This window comes from Paenibacillus sp. FSL R5-0912 (assembly GCF_000758605.1).
Lineage (GTDB): Bacteria > Bacillota > Bacilli > Paenibacillales > Paenibacillaceae > Paenibacillus_AQ.
The window spans coordinates 2334355-2352566 of the sequence record NZ_CP009282.1 but is presented as its reverse complement, the minus strand read 5'-3'; the positions used below and the strand labels follow the sequence as shown (position 1 = coordinate 2352566).

General features: G+C 51.8%; 8 protein-coding genes. 7 read left to right on the top strand and 1 reads right to left on the bottom strand.

The annotated features are described in order from the left end of the window. Positions 1 to 85: 85 nt before the first annotated feature. A complete protein-coding gene (locus tag R50912_RS09840) occupies positions 86 to 7786 on the bottom strand; it encodes a pullulanase (RefSeq protein WP_042242019.1) in 7701 nt (2566 codons plus the stop codon). Positions 7787 to 8558: 772 nt separating this feature from the next. Here R50912_RS09840 and R50912_RS09835 point away from each other — a divergent pair. The 7 genes from R50912_RS09835 (at position 8559) to R50912_RS09805 (ending at position 18201) form a co-directional block, all read left to right on the top strand. Further along, positions 8559 to 9596, top strand: coding sequence for a LacI family DNA-binding transcriptional regulator (locus tag R50912_RS09835; protein WP_039307469.1), 1038 nt, complete (start codon positions 8559 to 8561; stop codon positions 9594 to 9596). Between the two features lie 328 nt (positions 9597 to 9924). Next, positions 9925 to 10587, top strand: a complete 663-nt coding sequence (gene pgmB / locus R50912_RS09830) for a beta-phosphoglucomutase (protein WP_042234396.1) — start codon at positions 9925 to 9927, stop codon at positions 10585 to 10587. Positions 10588 to 10885: 298 nt separating this feature from the next. Then, positions 10886 to 13204, top strand: coding sequence for a glycoside hydrolase family 65 protein (locus tag R50912_RS09825; protein ID WP_042234394.1), 2319 nt, complete (start codon positions 10886 to 10888; stop codon positions 13202 to 13204). Positions 13205 to 13489: 285 nt separating this feature from the next. After that, positions 13490 to 15175: a glycoside hydrolase family 13 protein gene (locus R50912_RS09820; protein ID WP_042234390.1), complete on the top strand. Its 1686-nt coding sequence runs from the start codon at positions 13490 to 13492 to the stop codon at positions 15173 to 15175. A gap of 152 nt (positions 15176 to 15327) precedes the next feature. Beyond that, on the top strand, positions 15328 to 16188 hold the full coding sequence (locus R50912_RS09815) for an AraC family transcriptional regulator (RefSeq protein WP_042234389.1): 861 nt from the start codon (positions 15328 to 15330) through the stop codon (positions 16186 to 16188). A 231-nt stretch (positions 16189 to 16419) separates the two neighbouring features. After that, a complete protein-coding gene (locus R50912_RS09810; RefSeq protein ID WP_042234387.1) occupies positions 16420 to 17265 on the top strand; it encodes a DegV family protein in 846 nt (281 codons plus the stop codon). 135 nt (positions 17266 to 17400) lie between these two features. Further along, a complete protein-coding gene (locus R50912_RS09805) occupies positions 17401 to 18201 on the top strand; it encodes a class I SAM-dependent methyltransferase (protein WP_042234385.1) in 801 nt (266 codons plus the stop codon). The last annotated feature ends 11 nt before the right edge of the window (positions 18202 to 18212 follow it).

Sequence of the window (18212 nt, the reverse complement as noted above, 5' to 3'; positions counted from 1 at the left end):
ATTCCAGGCATAGCAAACAGGGTATTCCGCAGCCGTTATGGCCTGCGGAATACCCTGTTTACGTTCTGATTTGATTCGTCGCGCGCTATTTGCCGAGCAGCTTGTAAATCACCTGCGCACTCTCTGCACGGGTCAACGGTCCTTGCGGCGCAAAGAGATGATGGTCTCTGCCCTCTACCAGTTCCAGCTCTACGGCAGCTTTCACATAAGCACTTGCCCATGCACTGATACTGGAGGCATCCGCGAATAAGGCCGGGCCTGTTGAGGAAGCCAGGAGCTTGCCTTGTTTGAATTCCAGAGCGCGGATAATCATCACCGCCATTTCCTCACGGCTGATAGTAGCATCCGGGGCAAAGACAGTCCTGCTGCGCCCGTTAACAATGCCTGATTTGACGGCAGCGGCTACATAAGAGGAGTACCAGGCATCTGCCCGGACATCAGCGAATATCGCTCCCCCTTCCCCTGACTGTCCGAGTGTACGCATCAGCAATGCTGTAAACTCCGCACGCGTCACCTTTCTTGCAGGTTCAAATTCAGCAGCCGATACCCCTGTTGCCACCTGTTTGGCTGCAAGTGATTTAATGGCAGCAGAAGCCCAGTGGGTATCCGGCACATCCTTGAACACTGTATTTATCTGAAGTGCTGCATATTTGCTGAAATGTGTAACTGCAGCAGTAAGTGAACCATCCGCTTGCGCTTCGCCCCCAATATACTTCAGCTCACCGTTATCTCCCAGATAGAACACACCTGTCCAATCCTTAACCGGGTTGCCCTGAAGCTTAAGTGTCAAAGTAACCGGCTGCCTGAACGTTGTAACAGTTAGGCTGGTCCCGTCTTTTTTGATAATCTGCAGTTTAAGGTCGTATACCCCGGATACAGCAGTTGCAGCCGTGTTCTCCTTACTGAATCTCTTGACTGCATCCTGCGCTGCAGCTTCGCTAAGCGGACTCAGCTCCATCAGGATATGTGAACTTTCTGCATCCGCACCTGTAACCATGGCCCCAATATCAGCCAGCACAGCATTCGGGATTGTAACGGACAGCCCCTCCGAGTGAATAACCAGCCCGTTATTCCCCAGCAGCTTAGCCGCCTGGACCGGCAGCAGCAACGAAGTATTTCTCTGTCCCAGACTGAGCTCTACTCTGCCCTCCTTGCCATTCCGAAGATCCGACTCACTTATAATCTGTGTACCTGCCGGAACCGCCGTTGGAGCTGGCGTTACCGTTGGTGTTGGCTTTACAACCGATATAGCTTCGGATTCTACCGCTGGCGTTGGTTCCGCTGTTGGTGTTGGTGTTGGTGTTGGTGTTGGTGTTGGTGTTGGGGGTACCACAACCGGCTCCGCCGCCAGAATCACCGTTCCGCCCTCATCTCTTCCCGGTAGATCAACCGTTACTTTCCGGGCAGCCGATACCGTGTACAGCTTGCCGCTATACTCATCTCTTACAGTAGACAATGCCGCAAACGGAACGGGAATTTCTGCACTTACACCTTCCTTCTTCGTGTTGATTACCGTAACCACGTTGTCGTTCCCGTATTGCTTGTTGAAGGCCAGATATCCCAGATCATCGGAGCCCGCAAGCTTGGTGCGGATACCTTTGGCATATAGCTGCGAATATTCGGCCCTAATGTTCAGCAGCTTCTGATAATGATCATGAAGTCCCTGCTCTGCAGTGAGCTGTTCCCAAGGCATATCGCCCCGGTTCTCGCTGAACTCGCCGCTTGCCATATCTCCGGCATTTTTCCCAGACCGGCCCAACTCTTCGCCGTAGTAGATTACCGGCTGGCCCTTGGCCGTGATCTGCAGCGCAGCTGCGATCTTGAGCTTACCTTTGTCACCGTCAACGTAATTTGACAAGAAGCCATCCTCATCATGGCTACTGAGGAATTGTGCCATTACCCCGGTATTGCTGATCTTCGCTTCGCGCTCCTGCAGATAAGCATCCACAGCATTAATGGTACCCTCTGCGAACAGCTTGGCCTGATCATTAAAGCTAAAATCAAGCAAACCGTCCATTTGCCCGCTTTGCAGCATGCCGCCATCATTATCGGCGGTTCCGCCGAAGTATTCGCCAACCATTTTGAAGCCCGGATCTATTGCCGTCAGCGCATTTTTAAATGCTTTCCAGGTTGTGCCCTCCACATGCTTGACCGTATCAACGCGGAAATAGTCGATTGTATCTCCCCGCTCGGTCCGGGCATTATCCAGCCAGCCTGTCTGCCAGGCAATGATCTGTTCACGTACCGCAGGATCCTCCGTCTTGAAGTCCGGCAGGGCGCTGAGCTCGCCTTTGATGACATCCGTATCGGCTTGAACGCCGTCTGTACGCAGCATTCCTGCAAAACGCGCCTTATCCTCAGCGGTTACCTCCGGATTGTCGTCATCTGCCTTCAGCCCGTAGCCCGCATGGTTAAGCACTACATCAACCATAATCTTGATGCCCTTGTCATGCGCCTTCTCAATTAGTTCCTTGAAGGTTTGCATGTCTCCAAGGTGCTCATCAAGCTTGGTGAAGTCTTTGGCCCAATACCCGTGATAAGCATATTGCTTGCCGCCGAAGCTGACACCCTGGTTGAAATCAATATTATCTACAACCGGCGTAATCCAGAGCGTGTTGATGCCCAGCTCCTGCAGATAATCGAGATTGTCGATCATTCCCCTGAAATCGCCGCCATGATAGGCTTCAAGATGTGCCTTGTCCACATTCTCATTGTTGTCAGGGTCACCGTCCTTGAAGCGGTCGGTCAGTGCGAAATAGATCCGTGCTTCGTCCCAGTCGAAATCAAGCTTGGAACCGCTGTAGGTTCTGGCTTTCACCTCGATTTCAGCAGACTGTCTGTGCAGATTGCCATACTGGTCCACAAGGACAATTGGAATGCTCTTGATACCTGCCGGTACCTCATCCTTCACCGCTATAGTCTGCTGCATAAGCTCTGTATCAAATTTGACCTTGGCTGGTCCACCTAGTGCAGTAAGGTCCAGATAAGCCTCCTTATAAGACACTTCCTCTGCCGCAACAGCCTTGACCGTTAGCACAGCATTCTCATTGGAGGTTACAGCCCGCGGATTGACCTCTGCTGTAATATTAACTTCCGGCTTGTGATAGTACAGGGAAGATTCCCCGCCCACCGTGTTGTGCGGGTCGGTGAACTCGCGGGTCACTCCGTCCTTGGTTACGATGAAGGTATACTTATAAATGCCTTCCTCCAGACCGCTCAGCCGGTAGCTGAACCATTCCTTGGCCGGATCATACTCCATCGGATATTCTTTGCCGTTCACCTTCACTTTAATGTCTGTTATCGCAGACACATCGCCGCCGCGGAACAGCTCGTCATCACGGTACAGGAAGGTTATGGCTTCATCCTGCATCAGCGGACCGCTGATGCCCGGGGTGATTTCAAGCTCTTTGACCATGCTGGTTACACGGACTTTGGTAAAGGCCTCGCCGGGAGTCAGAACAATATAGCGGTCATCCGCTATATCCTGTTTGTTGCCAGACCAGTCCAGACCTTTTATGAGCACAAAGCCCACCTGGGTTGCGTCTTTGCCTACTTCAATCAGAACCGTCGAGCTTGCTGAATCTCCTGCGGGCTCGGGGAGCTTCACCTCACCGTCTGTTGCCCCGGTATACCACAGCCATACACTCCAATCCTTATAAATCCTGTCTTCCCGGGTGTAAGTGAACTGCACATACCGTTTGGTTTCCACCGGCGGGCTGGTTACTTCTACGGTCACATTCGCGGACACGCCGCCATAGGTAATGGTAAGGATCGCTGTTCCAGCCATAATCCCCTTCACCAGCCCTTTGCTTGTCACTGTGGCTACTTCCGGTTTATCGGATACATACAGCGCCCTGGCGGTCACTTTGCTTGAAGTGCCGTCCGCATATTTCGCCGTGACCACAGTCTGATGCGTGGCCCCCTCCTTCAGCGTATAGCTGGACTGGTCCGTCTCCAGCAGAGACACTACTGCTGCGGCTGCATCCTTGCGGATAATTACAGATGTGAGCGGGTCGAGAGTGATCGAATCCGCAGTCAGGCTGAATCCGCTCTGGTCCGCAGCAGAAATAGCTTCGGTCCCGGCTTCGTCATTATCGGCAAGCACAGTACCGTTACTCAAGTTCTCCGGCAAAGTAAGAACTCTTGTCTTGCTGTCACCGTTCATGAAGACATAATAGATCCCGGTTCCATCCGTTGCCTTGCTTGAATAACCGATCACCAGATCATCCTTCTGCATTTCAGGTGACTCAATAAGCTTGACATTGGAATTCACAAGACTGATGTCGCCCAGCCGGAAAGCGTTGGTAGACTTTCTGAGCTTAATCAGCCCGGCCGTATATTCTCTGGTCGCATTCTGCACCGAAAAGTTCACTTCATCCGTTGCTGCGGACCAGTCGAAGGCATTGACCGCATCCGAAGAATCGTATGAATCGTTGATGAAATAACTGACAGACTGATCAGCCGCATCGCGGACTTCCGTATATTTCTGCTCGGGTGCCCCCGCAGCCATCCATTGCTTGGTACGCCCGTACTCCTGACCTGCCTGCAGGAATGCGGTTCCCTGCGAAGTCAGCAGCAGCATGTTTCCGAGTCTGATCCGTTTCTGAATCTCCAGCTCGTTCGCCGGATTCTGCGGATTCTTGTGAAGGGCCAGGGCAATGACATCATGGAGCGTCAGATTATCATGGGCTTCAATGTATTGAACGATATCTCCCGGATCATCTGCCGGAATATTGGAAGGCTGCGCTTTGATATTGTTCAGGATCGTCGTCAAGGGGCGCGCTCCGCCCGTAATGAACCTCGGATCTCCTTCGGAGCCGTACCCGGATTTCAGCTCATTGCGGAACTCATCAGAGAACACGCCGACACTGTCCGTCTTATCCATCCATTTCTGATCAGCAGCCTTGCCTTTGAGGGATGGATCCGAAGCCTCACCCCCGAAGGTAATCCAGCCCTCCCCGATGAACAGGGCCTTGGGATTAATGGCAGCCGCTGCGTCATAAGCAGCCTGTACCGCATCTGCCGTGGCATCGCCCATCATATCCCAGCGCATCCCGTCGATTTTGTACTCCTGGAACCAGTATTTCACGGAATCGACCATCAGCTTCTCGGCCATCTTATGGCTGGTTGCCAGATTGTTGCCGAAGCCGCCGATGAAGTTCCCGGCCGGGTCCTGGAAGGCATAATAATTAGGCACGATGTCATTCAGAAATTCTTTTTTGGCCATATGGGTGTACACAACATCAAGAATGACGCCCATCCCGGCTTCATGCACCGCATCGATCAAGCCTTTCAGCTCTTTAATCCGCTCTTCCGGATCTGCCGGATTGCGGGAATACGCCCCGTCCGGAGAGAAATAGCTGTGCGGATCATAACCCCAGTTATACTCATTGCCTTGAGCTGAATAGTCCAGCTCCCTGTCTTCCATCCCGGTTTCGTCCCCGTAATACCAGGCCATCACCGGAAGCAGCTGAATGTGGGTGACACCCAGGGATTTGATATAATCCAGCTTCGACTCAAAAGCCGCATAAGACCCCCAGCGTTCCCCGCCGAGACTCGACTGGATTGCCGGATCGGAGGTGAAATCCCTGATATGCGCCTCATAGATAATGGCGTCTTCACGGTCCTCATAGCCGGCAATGTCTGCAGCCTGGAAGCCCTCGGGATTCGTAGCGCTTAAATCCACAATGGCTGCCTTGCCCACCGTATCACCGCCTGGGCCCGCTTCTCCTGCCGTATTCACGGTGAATACAGCCATGGATTTGGCATAAGGATCAAGCACCTGCTTAGTTACTCCCTCATTGGTCACTTCATACTGGTAGTAGAAGTCCCTGACATCCTCTGCGCCGGGTGCACCGGTCAGATCAGCCGGAGTCAGCTCCGCCGTCCAGACTCCTTTATCCCCCAGAGTCAGCCCGGCGCGGCCTACAGTGAGATGAGCGTCAGCTTTATCATAGACAACCGCAGTCACTGAGCTCGCTTTCGGCGCCCATAGCTTCAGAGTTGCCGACTTGCTGGCCTTATGGTATGTGGCTCCGAGATCGTCACCTGTGTAATTGTACAGCTCATCCATCATTCTCCATCCGCTGGAAGCGGATACAGTTTTACCTGCATACGTTACACTCAGCGGGATTTTCTTCAGATCAAATGCACCGGTAGTCACTTCAACCGAAGTTGTGCCGGTAACCGCCACACCTGTAACAGAAACAGAGGCTCCTTCCGAATCCTTTATGGAAATGGCTGTTTTTAGTGCATCCGCCGTAAGTCCGTCCGTTAATGTGAACCCTAGCCATAGTTTGCTTGCGGACAATATATCCGCGGATAACAGCCCGACCGGTGTCTCGCCAAAAGGTGAAGTATAAACATTCGGGTCATTTTCCTTCACCCACAGCTGATTGTAACGGTCCAGAAAAGCGAAGCTTTTGTTCTCATTGCCCGCCGGTCCGTCTTTGTCTCCGTTTGTAGGCTTCATAACAATGAAACTGATAGTCTTGGCATTCTCCTTCAGCGGAATATCCGCATAGGCTCCGAAGGAATCCCGGTTCTCCGGTACAAAAGGAGTTGCGCCCCGTGGCCACACATCAGACGGCGTCACCACATCATCCCACAGCCAGAGGCCGTACTGGCTCTGATTGTTGTCGGCCCGCATGTAGTGAATCCGCACTGTATTCGCCGGAAGCTCCACCGGTTCATAAGGGGTTACTTTATTCGAGCCTTCCGTGATCCAGATCTCATTGGTCTGCGGAGTACTGATGTTAAAAGTTTTGTCCCCGTCCTCCATTTCCTTAACCCCGGTAGTCCGGTTTACCACGAGGAACGAGATCGTCTTCGCCACATCCTTCACAGGCAGATCGACATAAGCGCCGTAGGCATCGGTTTGTCCATCAGGGAAAGGAACGGCATCTTTTGGCCAATTCACGGACGGCGATACAACATCGCCCCATGTCCATAATGCCTGGCCGGAATAATCACCGGCAGCACGGTGGTAATGCACTCTTATATGTCCCGCTGGAACAGGCACGGCCGTACCCGGTTCAGAAGGAACCGTGTAATGGGCAGAGACACTGTTGTCCTGCGCATTGTATTTGAAAGTTACCGGCAGCCCGGAGGGAAGCTTAAGCTCCTGCGCGGTGTCCGGATAGGCGACTCCATCCGAAGGTGCAGCTCCCGGGAGATAAATCTGGTAGGTATAATCACCAGCGGGCAGCATGGCCGTATGCTCATAGATCCCGTTGAAGTCCGGATCGGTTAGCAGCGTTCGGGCATCTGCCGGGGAATCATTCTGCTCGTCTCCAAGCACAGTCTGCAGACTGCCGGTCACCCGGGGTAAACGGTCCGCAGGCACCGGTGAATAATACGTGGAATCTGCAATCGCTTTGGTAATGTCATTATAATAAAAGGTTACACTTGTATCCTCGCTTAAAGTAATCTGAATGTTGCCGCCCGCCTCCGTCCCGGCTGGATTAGTGTAGCTGCCATACCCGTAGTTCTCCGTCCAGGCATCGTTGAGGGCAACTTTGTAGTGATAGGTTCCCTGCGGCAGCATGCCGGTGAAGGTGTACAGCCCCTCCCCCCTGTAAGTCATTTGGGTTACTGTAGACTTCTCGTTCCAATCTTTCGGTTCAGCGGAATCCAGCCCCGTGAACTTACTCTGCAGGTCACCAACCAGCACAACCTTTGTCGTTTCTGCGCTGACTCTGGGCAGGTTTATGCCCAGGCCAGAGCATACAAGAGCGATAACCATCAAGATTGCAAAAGCCTTTTTTATCCGTAAAGCAAATTCCATTCCGTCAATCCCCCCATGAATGTTATGAACTTCAACTGCATGAACGGCAGAATCCCCAACTCCGGTTGCAGGTGTCTGCTGCAATGTTGGCTTATCAGGCCCAACTGACTCCGATCCTCCTTGAAAAATACAAAAATCATGCTCTGAATTTGCCCTTCCCTACGCAAAATCCATTCCTTTTCTGCGCAAACGTTTGCAAAACATTCTGCACTTACTCTTATTCATTGACTACGGGCAGCGACATAAATATCCTGCATAAAATCAGACTTTGTAAACGCTTAATTCATTTCGATTTCATACTAATCTGCTAGTAAAGTTATTGTCAACTAGTAATTTTCCAAAATATTCTGCAAAACGTGCCAATAGTTGCACAATATTTAAGTCATTAATTGCATTAATTTGCACATTTCATATTCATCCACTTACTTCCGTCAATAATTAAAAAGCTGAGAAATTCTAAATAAATCCTTATTTTATAAAGAAATTTCGAAAATTAATCAGATATATAATCATTCACATCAATCTAAGAACGTTTGCACAGTTTCGGTGCAATGTCCGGAGTACCTCAATACTGCCTACTCCCACGAATACCACTCCATTGATAAACATCCAGTGAATCCCTGTGGAAAGCTTGTGACCAGCACAGTAAAAATGTTCATTTCATCACTTTCTATGCCAGTATTGTGCAACACACCGGGTTTCTCTATTTACAATCATCAGGACTTCGATTAATATTACTGTGTAAAGCAAACGGTTCCATAAGGAGGTTTCTATGACAGTTACCATTAAGGACGTGGCCAAGAAAGCGGGAGTATCTCCCTCCACGGTCTCCCGGGTGTTGTCAGGCCATCCCAGAATCAGCCTAGAAACTTCCCGTAAGGTTAAAGTGATTATGGAGGAAATGGGCTACACCCCGAACATGATGGCCAAAAGTCTCGTTTCCAAGACAACCAACAGTATTTGCATCATTCTTCCGAAACCGGCTGAAGAGCTGTTCTCCAATTTGTTTTTTATGGAATTAATCCGCGGGATCGTCACCCAGTCCAGCCGTTCGGGCTATGATGTGCTGATCAGCTCCGGGGCAAATGAGAAGGAAGAGCTTGAAGCCGTCTCACGCTTGCTCAAAGGACGCCGCGTGGACGGCGTTATTCTGCTGTATTCCCGTAAAGATGATGCGGTGATCGATTTTCTGGAATCAGGCGGCTATCCCTTCGTGCTGGTTGGACGAAGCGACCGCTATGAAGATATATTGTCAGTCGACAATGATAATATCATGGCTGCTTATGATGCAACGAACCACCTTATTTCCATGGGTCATGAACGCATTGGCTTCGTCAGCGGCCCGCCGAATCTTATCGTTTCGCGCGACCGTCTGGAAGGCTACCGTAAGGCAATGCAGAATAAAGGCCTTGAAATGAAGGCGGAATGGATTGTCGAAGGCGAGTTTCTGCAGGACAGCGGCTACCGGGCGATGTCATTCTTCATGAATCTCCCGAACCGTCCAACGGCACTCGTTGCGGTGGATGATATGGTCTCTTTCGGGGTATTGCGCGGACTGAATGAGCTGAAATACAAGGTCCCTGAGGATCTGGCGATTGTCAGCTTTAACAATATTCCGCTCTCGGAATTGTCCAGCCCGCCAATCAGCAGCATTGATATCGGAATCTATCATCTGGGCTATACAGCCTCACAGGTGCTGATTCAGAGTATTCAGAAGCCGGATAATCATGACGGATATACGAACCGTTTTGTCATTCCCCACCGTTTAATCGTACGGGAGTCATCGATGTATACTCCGGGTAAGCAATGACTTGCACAGGCTGCAATGCACAAGCTGCAATGATGCACAAGCAGTAATGATTCACAAGCAGTAATGATTCACAAGCTGATAAATGAAGCTAATCGCGCTTCATTTATTTTTTGGAGCTTTGTACAAACGTTTGCGCTAAATAAGATCGAACCACATTTGGATAGGATTTTCCGCCCTGGTCAGGCTTTAGCCTACCCTGGGAGCACTGGGGGTTTCGCAGACGGATTGTTGTACCTGGTGCAGCATTCCCCGTCCATTTATTGTGACGCGCCCATTCGGCGCGATTCTCAAAATAGATTATATCCACTTACATTTTAGGAGGTTCAATATGTCAGAAATCAAAGCTTGCCTGTTCGATCTGGACGGTGTACTCGTCGACACCGCCAGATACCACTATATTGCCTGGAGAGAGCTGGCGGAGGAGCTCGGATTTGTCTTCACCGAGCACGATAATGAGCGGCTTAAGGGTGTCAGCCGGGCCGCTTCCCTGAATATCCTGCTGGAGATCGGCGGCATCGAGCTTGGAGAAGAGGAGAAAACAAGACTGGCCGAGCAGAAGAACAACCGCTATGTGGAATACATCGCCAAGATGGATAGCTCAGAGATTCTGCCCGGCGCGCTGGACTTCCTGAAGGAATGCCGGAAACATGGCATCAAGGTAGCCCTGGGCTCCGCCAGCAAGAATGCGATGACCATCCTGAACAACACCGGCCTTACCCCCTACTTCGATGCTATCATAGACGGCACGCACACCAGCGCAGCCAAACCTGATCCGGAGGTCTTCCTGCTGGGAGCAGAAGCAGTCAACACCGCCCCTCAACACTGCGTAGTCTTCGAGGATGCCGAAGCCGGCATCCTGGCCGCCACCCGTGCCGGCATGCGCAGCGTCGGCATCGGTTCGCCCGAGACGCTGGGCGCAGCGAATCTGGTGGTCCCTTCGCTGCAGCAGATCAGCGTCCGGACATTACAGGAATCTTTTGCCTCGGTTTGACGAATATTAACAGCTGCTGTGTAAGATGAGTCCTTGTCTTCTGCCCTACTCTTTATAAAAGAACTATATGTGAGATCTAAAGTTACGTGATAGCGGAGCGGGCAAAAGGATTGTGGAGAAGCGTCAGCGTTCGCCTTTGTCCCCGGATGCTTACCCAATAAGCTTCAATCTGAGCATCCGGGGACAACAGCGATCGTAACAACCTTTTGTCGGCGGAGCGGCCAACACGCAACTGTATCATCGAACTGATAGTTCATTTTATATACCTCATTCCCCCATCTAAAAGGAGCCAATAACAATGAAACAATACCTCAAAATTGATGAATGGTCCATCATCGAAGAATCCTTTGATCCGCAGACCCAGGAAATTTCCGAAAGCGTATTTAGCATCGGTAACGGGTACATGGGCGGCAGAGCCAACTTCGAAGAGCAATACAGCGGGCACAGCCTGCAAGGCAGCTACATGGCCGGTGTATACTACCCTGACAAGACACGGGTCGGCTGGTGGAAAAACGGCTATCCGGAGTATTTTGCCAAAGTCCTCAACAGCACCAACTGGATCGGCATCAACGTTGAAGTTGACGGCACTCCGCTTAATTTGGCAGCCTGCACCATCAGCGAATTCCGCCGTGTACTTAATATGAAGGAAGGCACACTTTCCCGCAGCTTCACAGCCACGACCGCAGACGGCAAAGAAGTGAAAGTGGAGAGCATCCGCATCGTCAGCATGGTCCGCCATGAGATTGGTGCGATTCGCTACTCTATCCAGCCGCTCAATTTCTCCGGCGAGATTACCGTGACTCCTTATCTGGATGGCGATATCAAGAACAAGGATTCCAACTACGACGAGAAGTTCTGGAACGAGGTCGAGAAGAAAGCGGAACCGGCGGGCGGACATCTCACCCTGAAGACCAAAAAGCTTGATTTCCACGTAACCTCGGCTTATGTATACGATATTCTGCTGAATGGAGAGCCGGTTGCCGCTGAAGCGGAAGCCCTGGAGCAGGAGAAATATGTAGGCAGCAAAGTTACGATTCCGGTACAGTCCGGCGATCAGGTAGTCATTTATAAGTATGCCGCGAATGTCACCTCCCGCAATTACGGGCTGGGACAGCTGGTAGACGCCGCACGGACCGCCTTGCAGAGTGCGCGTGAAGCTGGATTTGTGGCGCTTTTGACCGAACAGGCTGCGGCTTGGGGCGATAAGTGGAAGGAAAGCGACATTATTATTGAGGGTGACGTGTCGGCGCAGCAGGCGATCCGGTTTAATATTTTCCAGCTGAATCAGACATACACGGGCGAAGACGACCGTCTCAATATCGGACCGAAGGGCTTCACCGGGGAAAAATACGGCGGCAGCACCTACTGGGATACGGAAGCTTATTGTGTGCCCTTCTATCTGAGTACCGCTGACTCCTCGATTGCCCGCAATCTGCTGATCTACCGTTACAAGCATCTGGAGAAAGCCAAAGAGAATGCCCTGAAGCTCGGTTACAAAAAAGGCGCGCTCTACCCGATGGTGACGATGAACGGGGAGGAGTGCCATAACGAGTGGGAGATTACGTTTGAAGAAATCCACCGCAACGGCGCGATTGCCTACGCAATTTACAACTATGTGAACTATACCGGCGACAAGGCCTATCTCGGCCAATACGGGCTTGAGGTGCTGGTAGAGATCTCCCGCTTCTGGGAAGAACGCGTACACTATGTGCCACATAAGGACAAATACGTGATGCTCGGCGTAACCGGCCCGAATGAATACGAGAACAACGTCAACAATAACTGGTATACGAACCGGATTGCCGCCTGGACGATGGAATACACACTGGAGGCGCTGGCGTATCTGCAAGAGTATGAAGGCACACGTTATGCAGAGCTGGCCGACAAGCTGGGACTGCTGGACAGTGAAACGGCACAGTGGAACGAGATTATCGCCAAAATGTACTATCCGGCCGATGAAGAACGCGGCATCTTCCTGCAGCAGGACGGCTTCCTCGATAAGGAGATTATCCAGGTGAAGGATGTGCTGCCGGAGAACCTGCCGCTGAACCAGAAATGGTCCTGGGACCGCATCCTGCGCTCCTGCTTCATCAAACAGGCGGATGTGCTGCAAGGGCTCTACTTCCTGGGTGACCGTTATGATCTGGAGACCAAGAAGCGCAACTTCGACTTCTACGAGCCGATTACCGTGCATGAGTCCTCCCTCTCCCCGTGTATCCATGCGATTCTGGCCTGCGAGCTGGGCTACAAAGAGAAGGCTTATGAGATGTATCTGCGCACTTCACGGCTGGATCTCGATAATTACAATAATGATACGGAAGACGGCTGCCATACGACCAGCATGGCCGGAACGTGGATGTCGATTGTACATGGCTTCGGCGGACTGCGTGTGCTGGGCGACCGGCTGACCCTGAACCCTTCCAACCCGGGACACTGGACCTCTTATTCGTTCAAAATCATGTTCCGCGGCTCGCGCCTAAAAGTTACAGTTACCGATGTACAGGTTACGGTTAGTAATGAAACCGATGTTCCGGCATCCCTCACGATTCATGGCAAGGAGTATACGGTGAACGGACTGAGCAGTGTGACTGCTGACGGCTCTTCGGTAACTGTGTAGTCTCTGTCTCCCCCGCCCCGGAGGCATTAAGCTTCTTCGGGGCTTATTTATAATTTGAACTTGTGAAGACAATATAAGATGACAGTAACGGAGGGGAATTTCGGAACTGTAGGAGCGATAGCGATCGCCTTTGTCACCGGATTTCTACCGCTAACAGCGGTTTAATCAGGAAATCTGGGGACAACAGCGACCGGAAGTCCGAAAATCACCGCAGTTACGACCAGCATCTACATTGGAAACTTCTCTAGCTCAAATTTCAAATACCACTCAAAGGAGCCCACCCAAATGAATAGAGCCTTTTGGAAAGAAGCCGTAGTCTATCAGATCTATCCCCGCAGCTTCCAGGACAGCAATGGAGACGGAATCGGGGACCTGCAGGGGATCATCTCCCGGCTGGATTATCTCCAGAAGCTGGGCGTCGATGTCGTCTGGCTGTCACCCGTATACAAATCGCCGAACGATGACAATGGTTATGATATCAGCAACTACGAGGACATTATGGATGAATTCGGCACGCTGCGGGACTGGGAGGAGCTGCTGGCCGGACTGCATGCACGCGGCATCAAGCTGATGATGGATCTCGTAATTAACCACTCCTCGGATGAGCATGCCTGGTTCGCGGAATCCCGCGCCTCCAAGGATAACCCCTACCGCGATTACTATATCTGGCGTCCCGGCGGACCGGATGGCGCGCTGCCGAACAACTGGAGCTCCATCTTCAGCGGACCAGCCTGGGAGAAGGATGAAGCCACAGGCGAATATTATCTGCATCTGTTCTCGCGCAAGCAGCCGGATCTCAACTGGGAGAATCCGGAGCTGCGGGAAGCTCTCTATAAAATGATTGCTTTTTGGCTGGACAAAGGTGTAGACGGGCTGCGGATGGATGTTATCAACATGATCTCCAAAGTAGAAGGACTCCCTTCCGCACACCATGAGGGCCTGGCTCCCGGTGAGCTGGCCGGTGGCGGAGAATATTACATGAATGGACCGCGAGTTCATGAGTATCTCCAGGAAATGAATCGTGAAGTCCTCTCCAAATACGATGTAATGACCGTCGGCGAAACGCCGGGGGCAACTGTCGAAGACGCCATTCTCTATACTGACGAAGACCGGCATGAGCTGCAAATGGTGTTCCAGTTCGAGCATATGGATGTCGATTCCGGCCCGGGCGGCAAGTGGAATGTGATTCCGTGGACGCTGAAGGGTCTGCGCGATATTTTGCACAAATGGCAGGTAGGCTTGTCTGAAAAAGGCTGGAACAGCCTCTATCTCAACAACCACGATCAGCCGCGGATGGTCTCCCGGTTCGGGGATGACGGCAAATACCGTGTGATTTCGGCCAAAATGCTCGCTACCCTGCTGCACACGCTCAAAGGTACACCTTATATCTACCAGGGTGAGGAAATCGGCATGACCAACGTGAAATTCCCTGTGCTGGAAGACTACAAGGATATTGAGATACTTAATATGTACCGGGAAAAGGTTACGGAAGGCGGCGGAGATCATGAGACGGTTCTCCAGGCGATTCACACGAAAGGCCGCGATAACGCCCGGACCCCAATGCAGTGGGACGCCTCAACGAATGCCGGTTTCACCGCTGGCACACCCTGGCTCAAGCTCAATCCGCGCTACACAGAGATCAATGTGGAACAGGCGCTGGCCGATCCTGACTCGGTATTTTACTATTATCAGCAGCTGATTAGCCTGCGCAAGCAGCATTTGATCATGGTGTATGGTGAATATGAGCTGCTTTTGCCGGAGCATGAATATATCTACGCGTACACCCGGACACTGGATGGTGAGAAATGGCTGGTGCTGCTGAACTTCTGTGACACGCCGCAGACTGTAGAGCTGCCTGACGAGCTGAATGCCGTAACCGAAACGATTATCGGTAACTATCCGGAGGAGCCGGTGCCCATGGACCGCAGTACGCTGCGGCCATATGAAGCAAGAGTCTGCCGGTTAGGCTAGCTTATGCCGGAAGCTGACAACCCCCTTGAAACATGACATCATAGGATCATAGACTGTAGGCCGTTGACTGTACCCTGTCTCAGATGAGCAGAGAATAACAGGACCGGACCGTAGGCCGCGTGATAATATGAACTTAAAGGGAGATGGCAAACATGGAATGGCTGATCCGAATGAAGAACGCGCTGGATTATATGGAGAGCAGAATGACCGGACCGCTGCGGATCGAAGAGATTGCCGCAGTGGCCTATGTCTCCCCTTTCCACTTCCAGCGCATGTTCAGCATGCTGACCGGCGTCACCGTAGCAGACTATATCCGCAAACGCAGATTGACTCTGGCCGCTCAAGAGCTGGCCATTTCAAACATCCGGGTGCTGGATGTCGCACTCAAATACGGATATGACTCTCCGGAGTCATTCGCCAAAGCGTTCCGCAAAGCGCATGGGCTTACCCCCTCTGCCGCACGCGAGCCTGGGGTACAGCTCAAAGCCTTCCCGCGCCTCTCTTTCCATCTGTCATTGAAGGGAGATCAGGAAATGGATTACAAAATCGTGAATAAAGAAGCTTTTACCGTTATCGGCAAATCAATGGAGGTTACCACCAAGGATGGGGAGAATTTCCGCAGAATTCCGCAGTTTTGGGATGAATGTAATGATGACGGCACATCAGATAAGCTGATTGAGTTCGGCTTACGCGAAGAATGGCTCGGCATCTGTATGTGCATGGACATGCAGAAGGAAATGCTGACTTACTGGATTGCTGTGGAAAGCCCGCCAGGGGCGGATCCCCAGGGGTATGAGACTGCAGTGGTTCCGGCTGCGACCTGGGCGGTATTCAAATCCGTAGGAGCTATGCCTGATGCGATTCAAGGGGTCTGGCAGCGCATTTTCCAGGAATGGTTCCCGGGAACGGGCTACGAGCATACAGGCGGACCCGAATTCGAGCTGTATCCTCCAGGCGATACCTCGGCCGGGGATTATGTCTGCGAAATATGGATTCCAGTAATGAAGAAATAAAGAATGAACTTCTTCGCTATACCGGAAATGGCTTCACTGTCCCTGCAAGGACGGTGAAGCTTTTTTGCATGTGCACAGTCAGCTCTCAGGCGGATGAAGAAGCGGCATAACCGGCCAGCCTCACAAGCTAGCATTTTTTATTTTGAGATTCGAAGCAGGCTTGGTATAATAAACAGATTATAGGGTCTTAATATTGAGTATTGTCATCCAAGATCGGTGAAGGAGATATTCATGTCTATCGTAAAAATCTTTTCAGACAGCACTTCCGATTTGCCGCAAGGCTGGAAGGAAACGTATGATATCGGCATTGTCCCGTTATATGTAGTTTTTGAAGACGGTACCTTCAAGGATGGTGTAGAGATTACACCCGAAGAAGTGTACCGCCGTGTCGCCGCGGGTGGTGCACTGCCCAAGACGGCAGCCCCTTCCCCGGCTGATTTCATTGCCGCTTTTCAGCCAGTCGTGAGTAGCGGTGGAGATATCGTCTATATCAGTCTTTCTTCTTCTTTATCCTCTACATATCAGAATGCCCTGCTGGCCGCAGGCGAGTTCCCTGATGGCCGGGTACATGTTGTGGATTCCCAGACGTTATGCGGCGGGATCGCCTTGCTGGTCATGAAGGCCGCCCGCGCCGCAGCCAAAGGCCACAGTGCGGCCGACATCGCAGCTATGATCGAAACCTCCCGTGAACGGGTGGAATCCGAGTTTGTCGTCGATACGCTGGATTACTTATATATGGGCGGACGCTGCTCAGGCATGCAGAACTTTATCGGCAGCCTGCTGAAGATCCGGCCTGTACTGCGGCTGGTGGATGGGGCGATTGTACCCGTAGCCAGAATCCGCGGCAAGAAGGAGAAGGCCGTAGAGCAAATGCTGCAGCATGCGCTTGCGAATGCTGCCGATATGGACAAGGAACTGCTCATTGTTGCCCATACCCTGGCCGAAGAGGATGCCAAGTATTTGGAAACGGCACTGCGTGAGCAGACAGGTGTGAATGAAATTGCTGTCATTCACGCCGGCTGTGTCATCGGCAGCCACTGCGGGCCGGCTACAGTTGGTCTTATGTATATGCACTAGAATGATCAGGCGCTACCATTGACGAATCCAATGTCTGCAGCTTATGCAGATAAGGATTCGTTTTTTGTTGCATAGTAAATACAGTATAGTAAGATCAGAAAGGGCGATTCCCAATATTTATCAAGGGGGTATACGATGCAGGAGCAGATGGCACGTGCGAATAAGACAGCTTGGGAAACGAAGGCATACCAGGCCTGGACACAGCATCATGGATCACCTGATGAGCTGGCCGGGCGATTGAAGCAGGACCCAAGGCAACCGTTGCGGCATTGGCTGAAGTACCTAGGCAACCCGTCAGGATTGAAGGTGCTGAACCTGCTAGGCTCTCACGGGATGAAGGCGAATTGTTTCGCTTTGCTGGGTGCTGAGGTTACTGTCGTGGATCTATCCGAAGAGAACCGGCTGTATGCCAGTGAAGTAGCGGCAGCGGCGGGGGTTACACTGAACTACATCTGTGCAGACGTCTTAAATATCCCCGGCGAGGAAGCCCTGGGAACCTTCGATGTTGTCCTGATGGAGTTTGGGATTTTGCATTACTTTACGGATTTAAATGCTATATTTTCTTTGGTCAGCAGAAGGTTAACGGCAAACGGCAGGCTCATACTGACGGATTTCCATCCGTTCGCCAGGGCATGGATGACAACCCGGAATCTTCAGCATCCTACGGGTAATTATTTTGACGATACACTCAGGGAAGGTGAGGTTGCCTTTGCCAAGCTGCTTCCCGAAGAGGAACGGTCCGGGTTAGCCCAAGTGGTGACACGGGGCTGGACTGTAGGCGATATTATCACTTCAGTAGCCTCCCAGGGGCTATATATCCGCACCTTTGAAGAAATCAGGAGTCCAGGGGACCCGAGATTCCCTGAGTTCTACACGCTGATTGCGGATCATATTGCGGGGCAGCCGAACCCGCTGTATCCTGAAACATCAGGATAGCAGGCAGTCTC

Excerpts from the sequence above, each read along its gene's own strand:
- R50912_RS09835 (WP_039307469.1), top strand. The coding sequence starts at position 8,559 with ATGACAGTTACCATTAAGGACGTGGCCAAGAAAGCGGGAGTATCTCCC.
- R50912_RS09820 (WP_042234390.1), top strand. The coding sequence starts at position 13,490 with ATGAATAGAGCCTTTTGGAAAGAAGCCGTAGTCTATCAGATCTATCCC.
- R50912_RS09815 (WP_042234389.1), top strand. The coding sequence starts at position 15,328 with ATGGAATGGCTGATCCGAATGAAGAACGCGCTGGATTATATGGAGAGC.
- R50912_RS09825 (WP_042234394.1), top strand. The coding sequence starts at position 10,886 with ATGAAACAATACCTCAAAATTGATGAATGGTCCATCATCGAAGAATCC.
- pgmB (WP_042234396.1), top strand. The coding sequence starts at position 9,925 with ATGTCAGAAATCAAAGCTTGCCTGTTCGATCTGGACGGTGTACTCGTC.
- R50912_RS09840 (WP_042242019.1), bottom strand. The coding sequence starts at position 7,786 with ATGGAATTTGCTTTACGGATAAAAAAGGCTTTTGCAATCTTGATGGTT.
- R50912_RS09805 (WP_042234385.1), top strand. The coding sequence starts at position 17,401 with ATGCAGGAGCAGATGGCACGTGCGAATAAGACAGCTTGGGAAACGAAG.
- R50912_RS09810 (WP_042234387.1), top strand. The coding sequence starts at position 16,420 with ATGTCTATCGTAAAAATCTTTTCAGACAGCACTTCCGATTTGCCGCAA.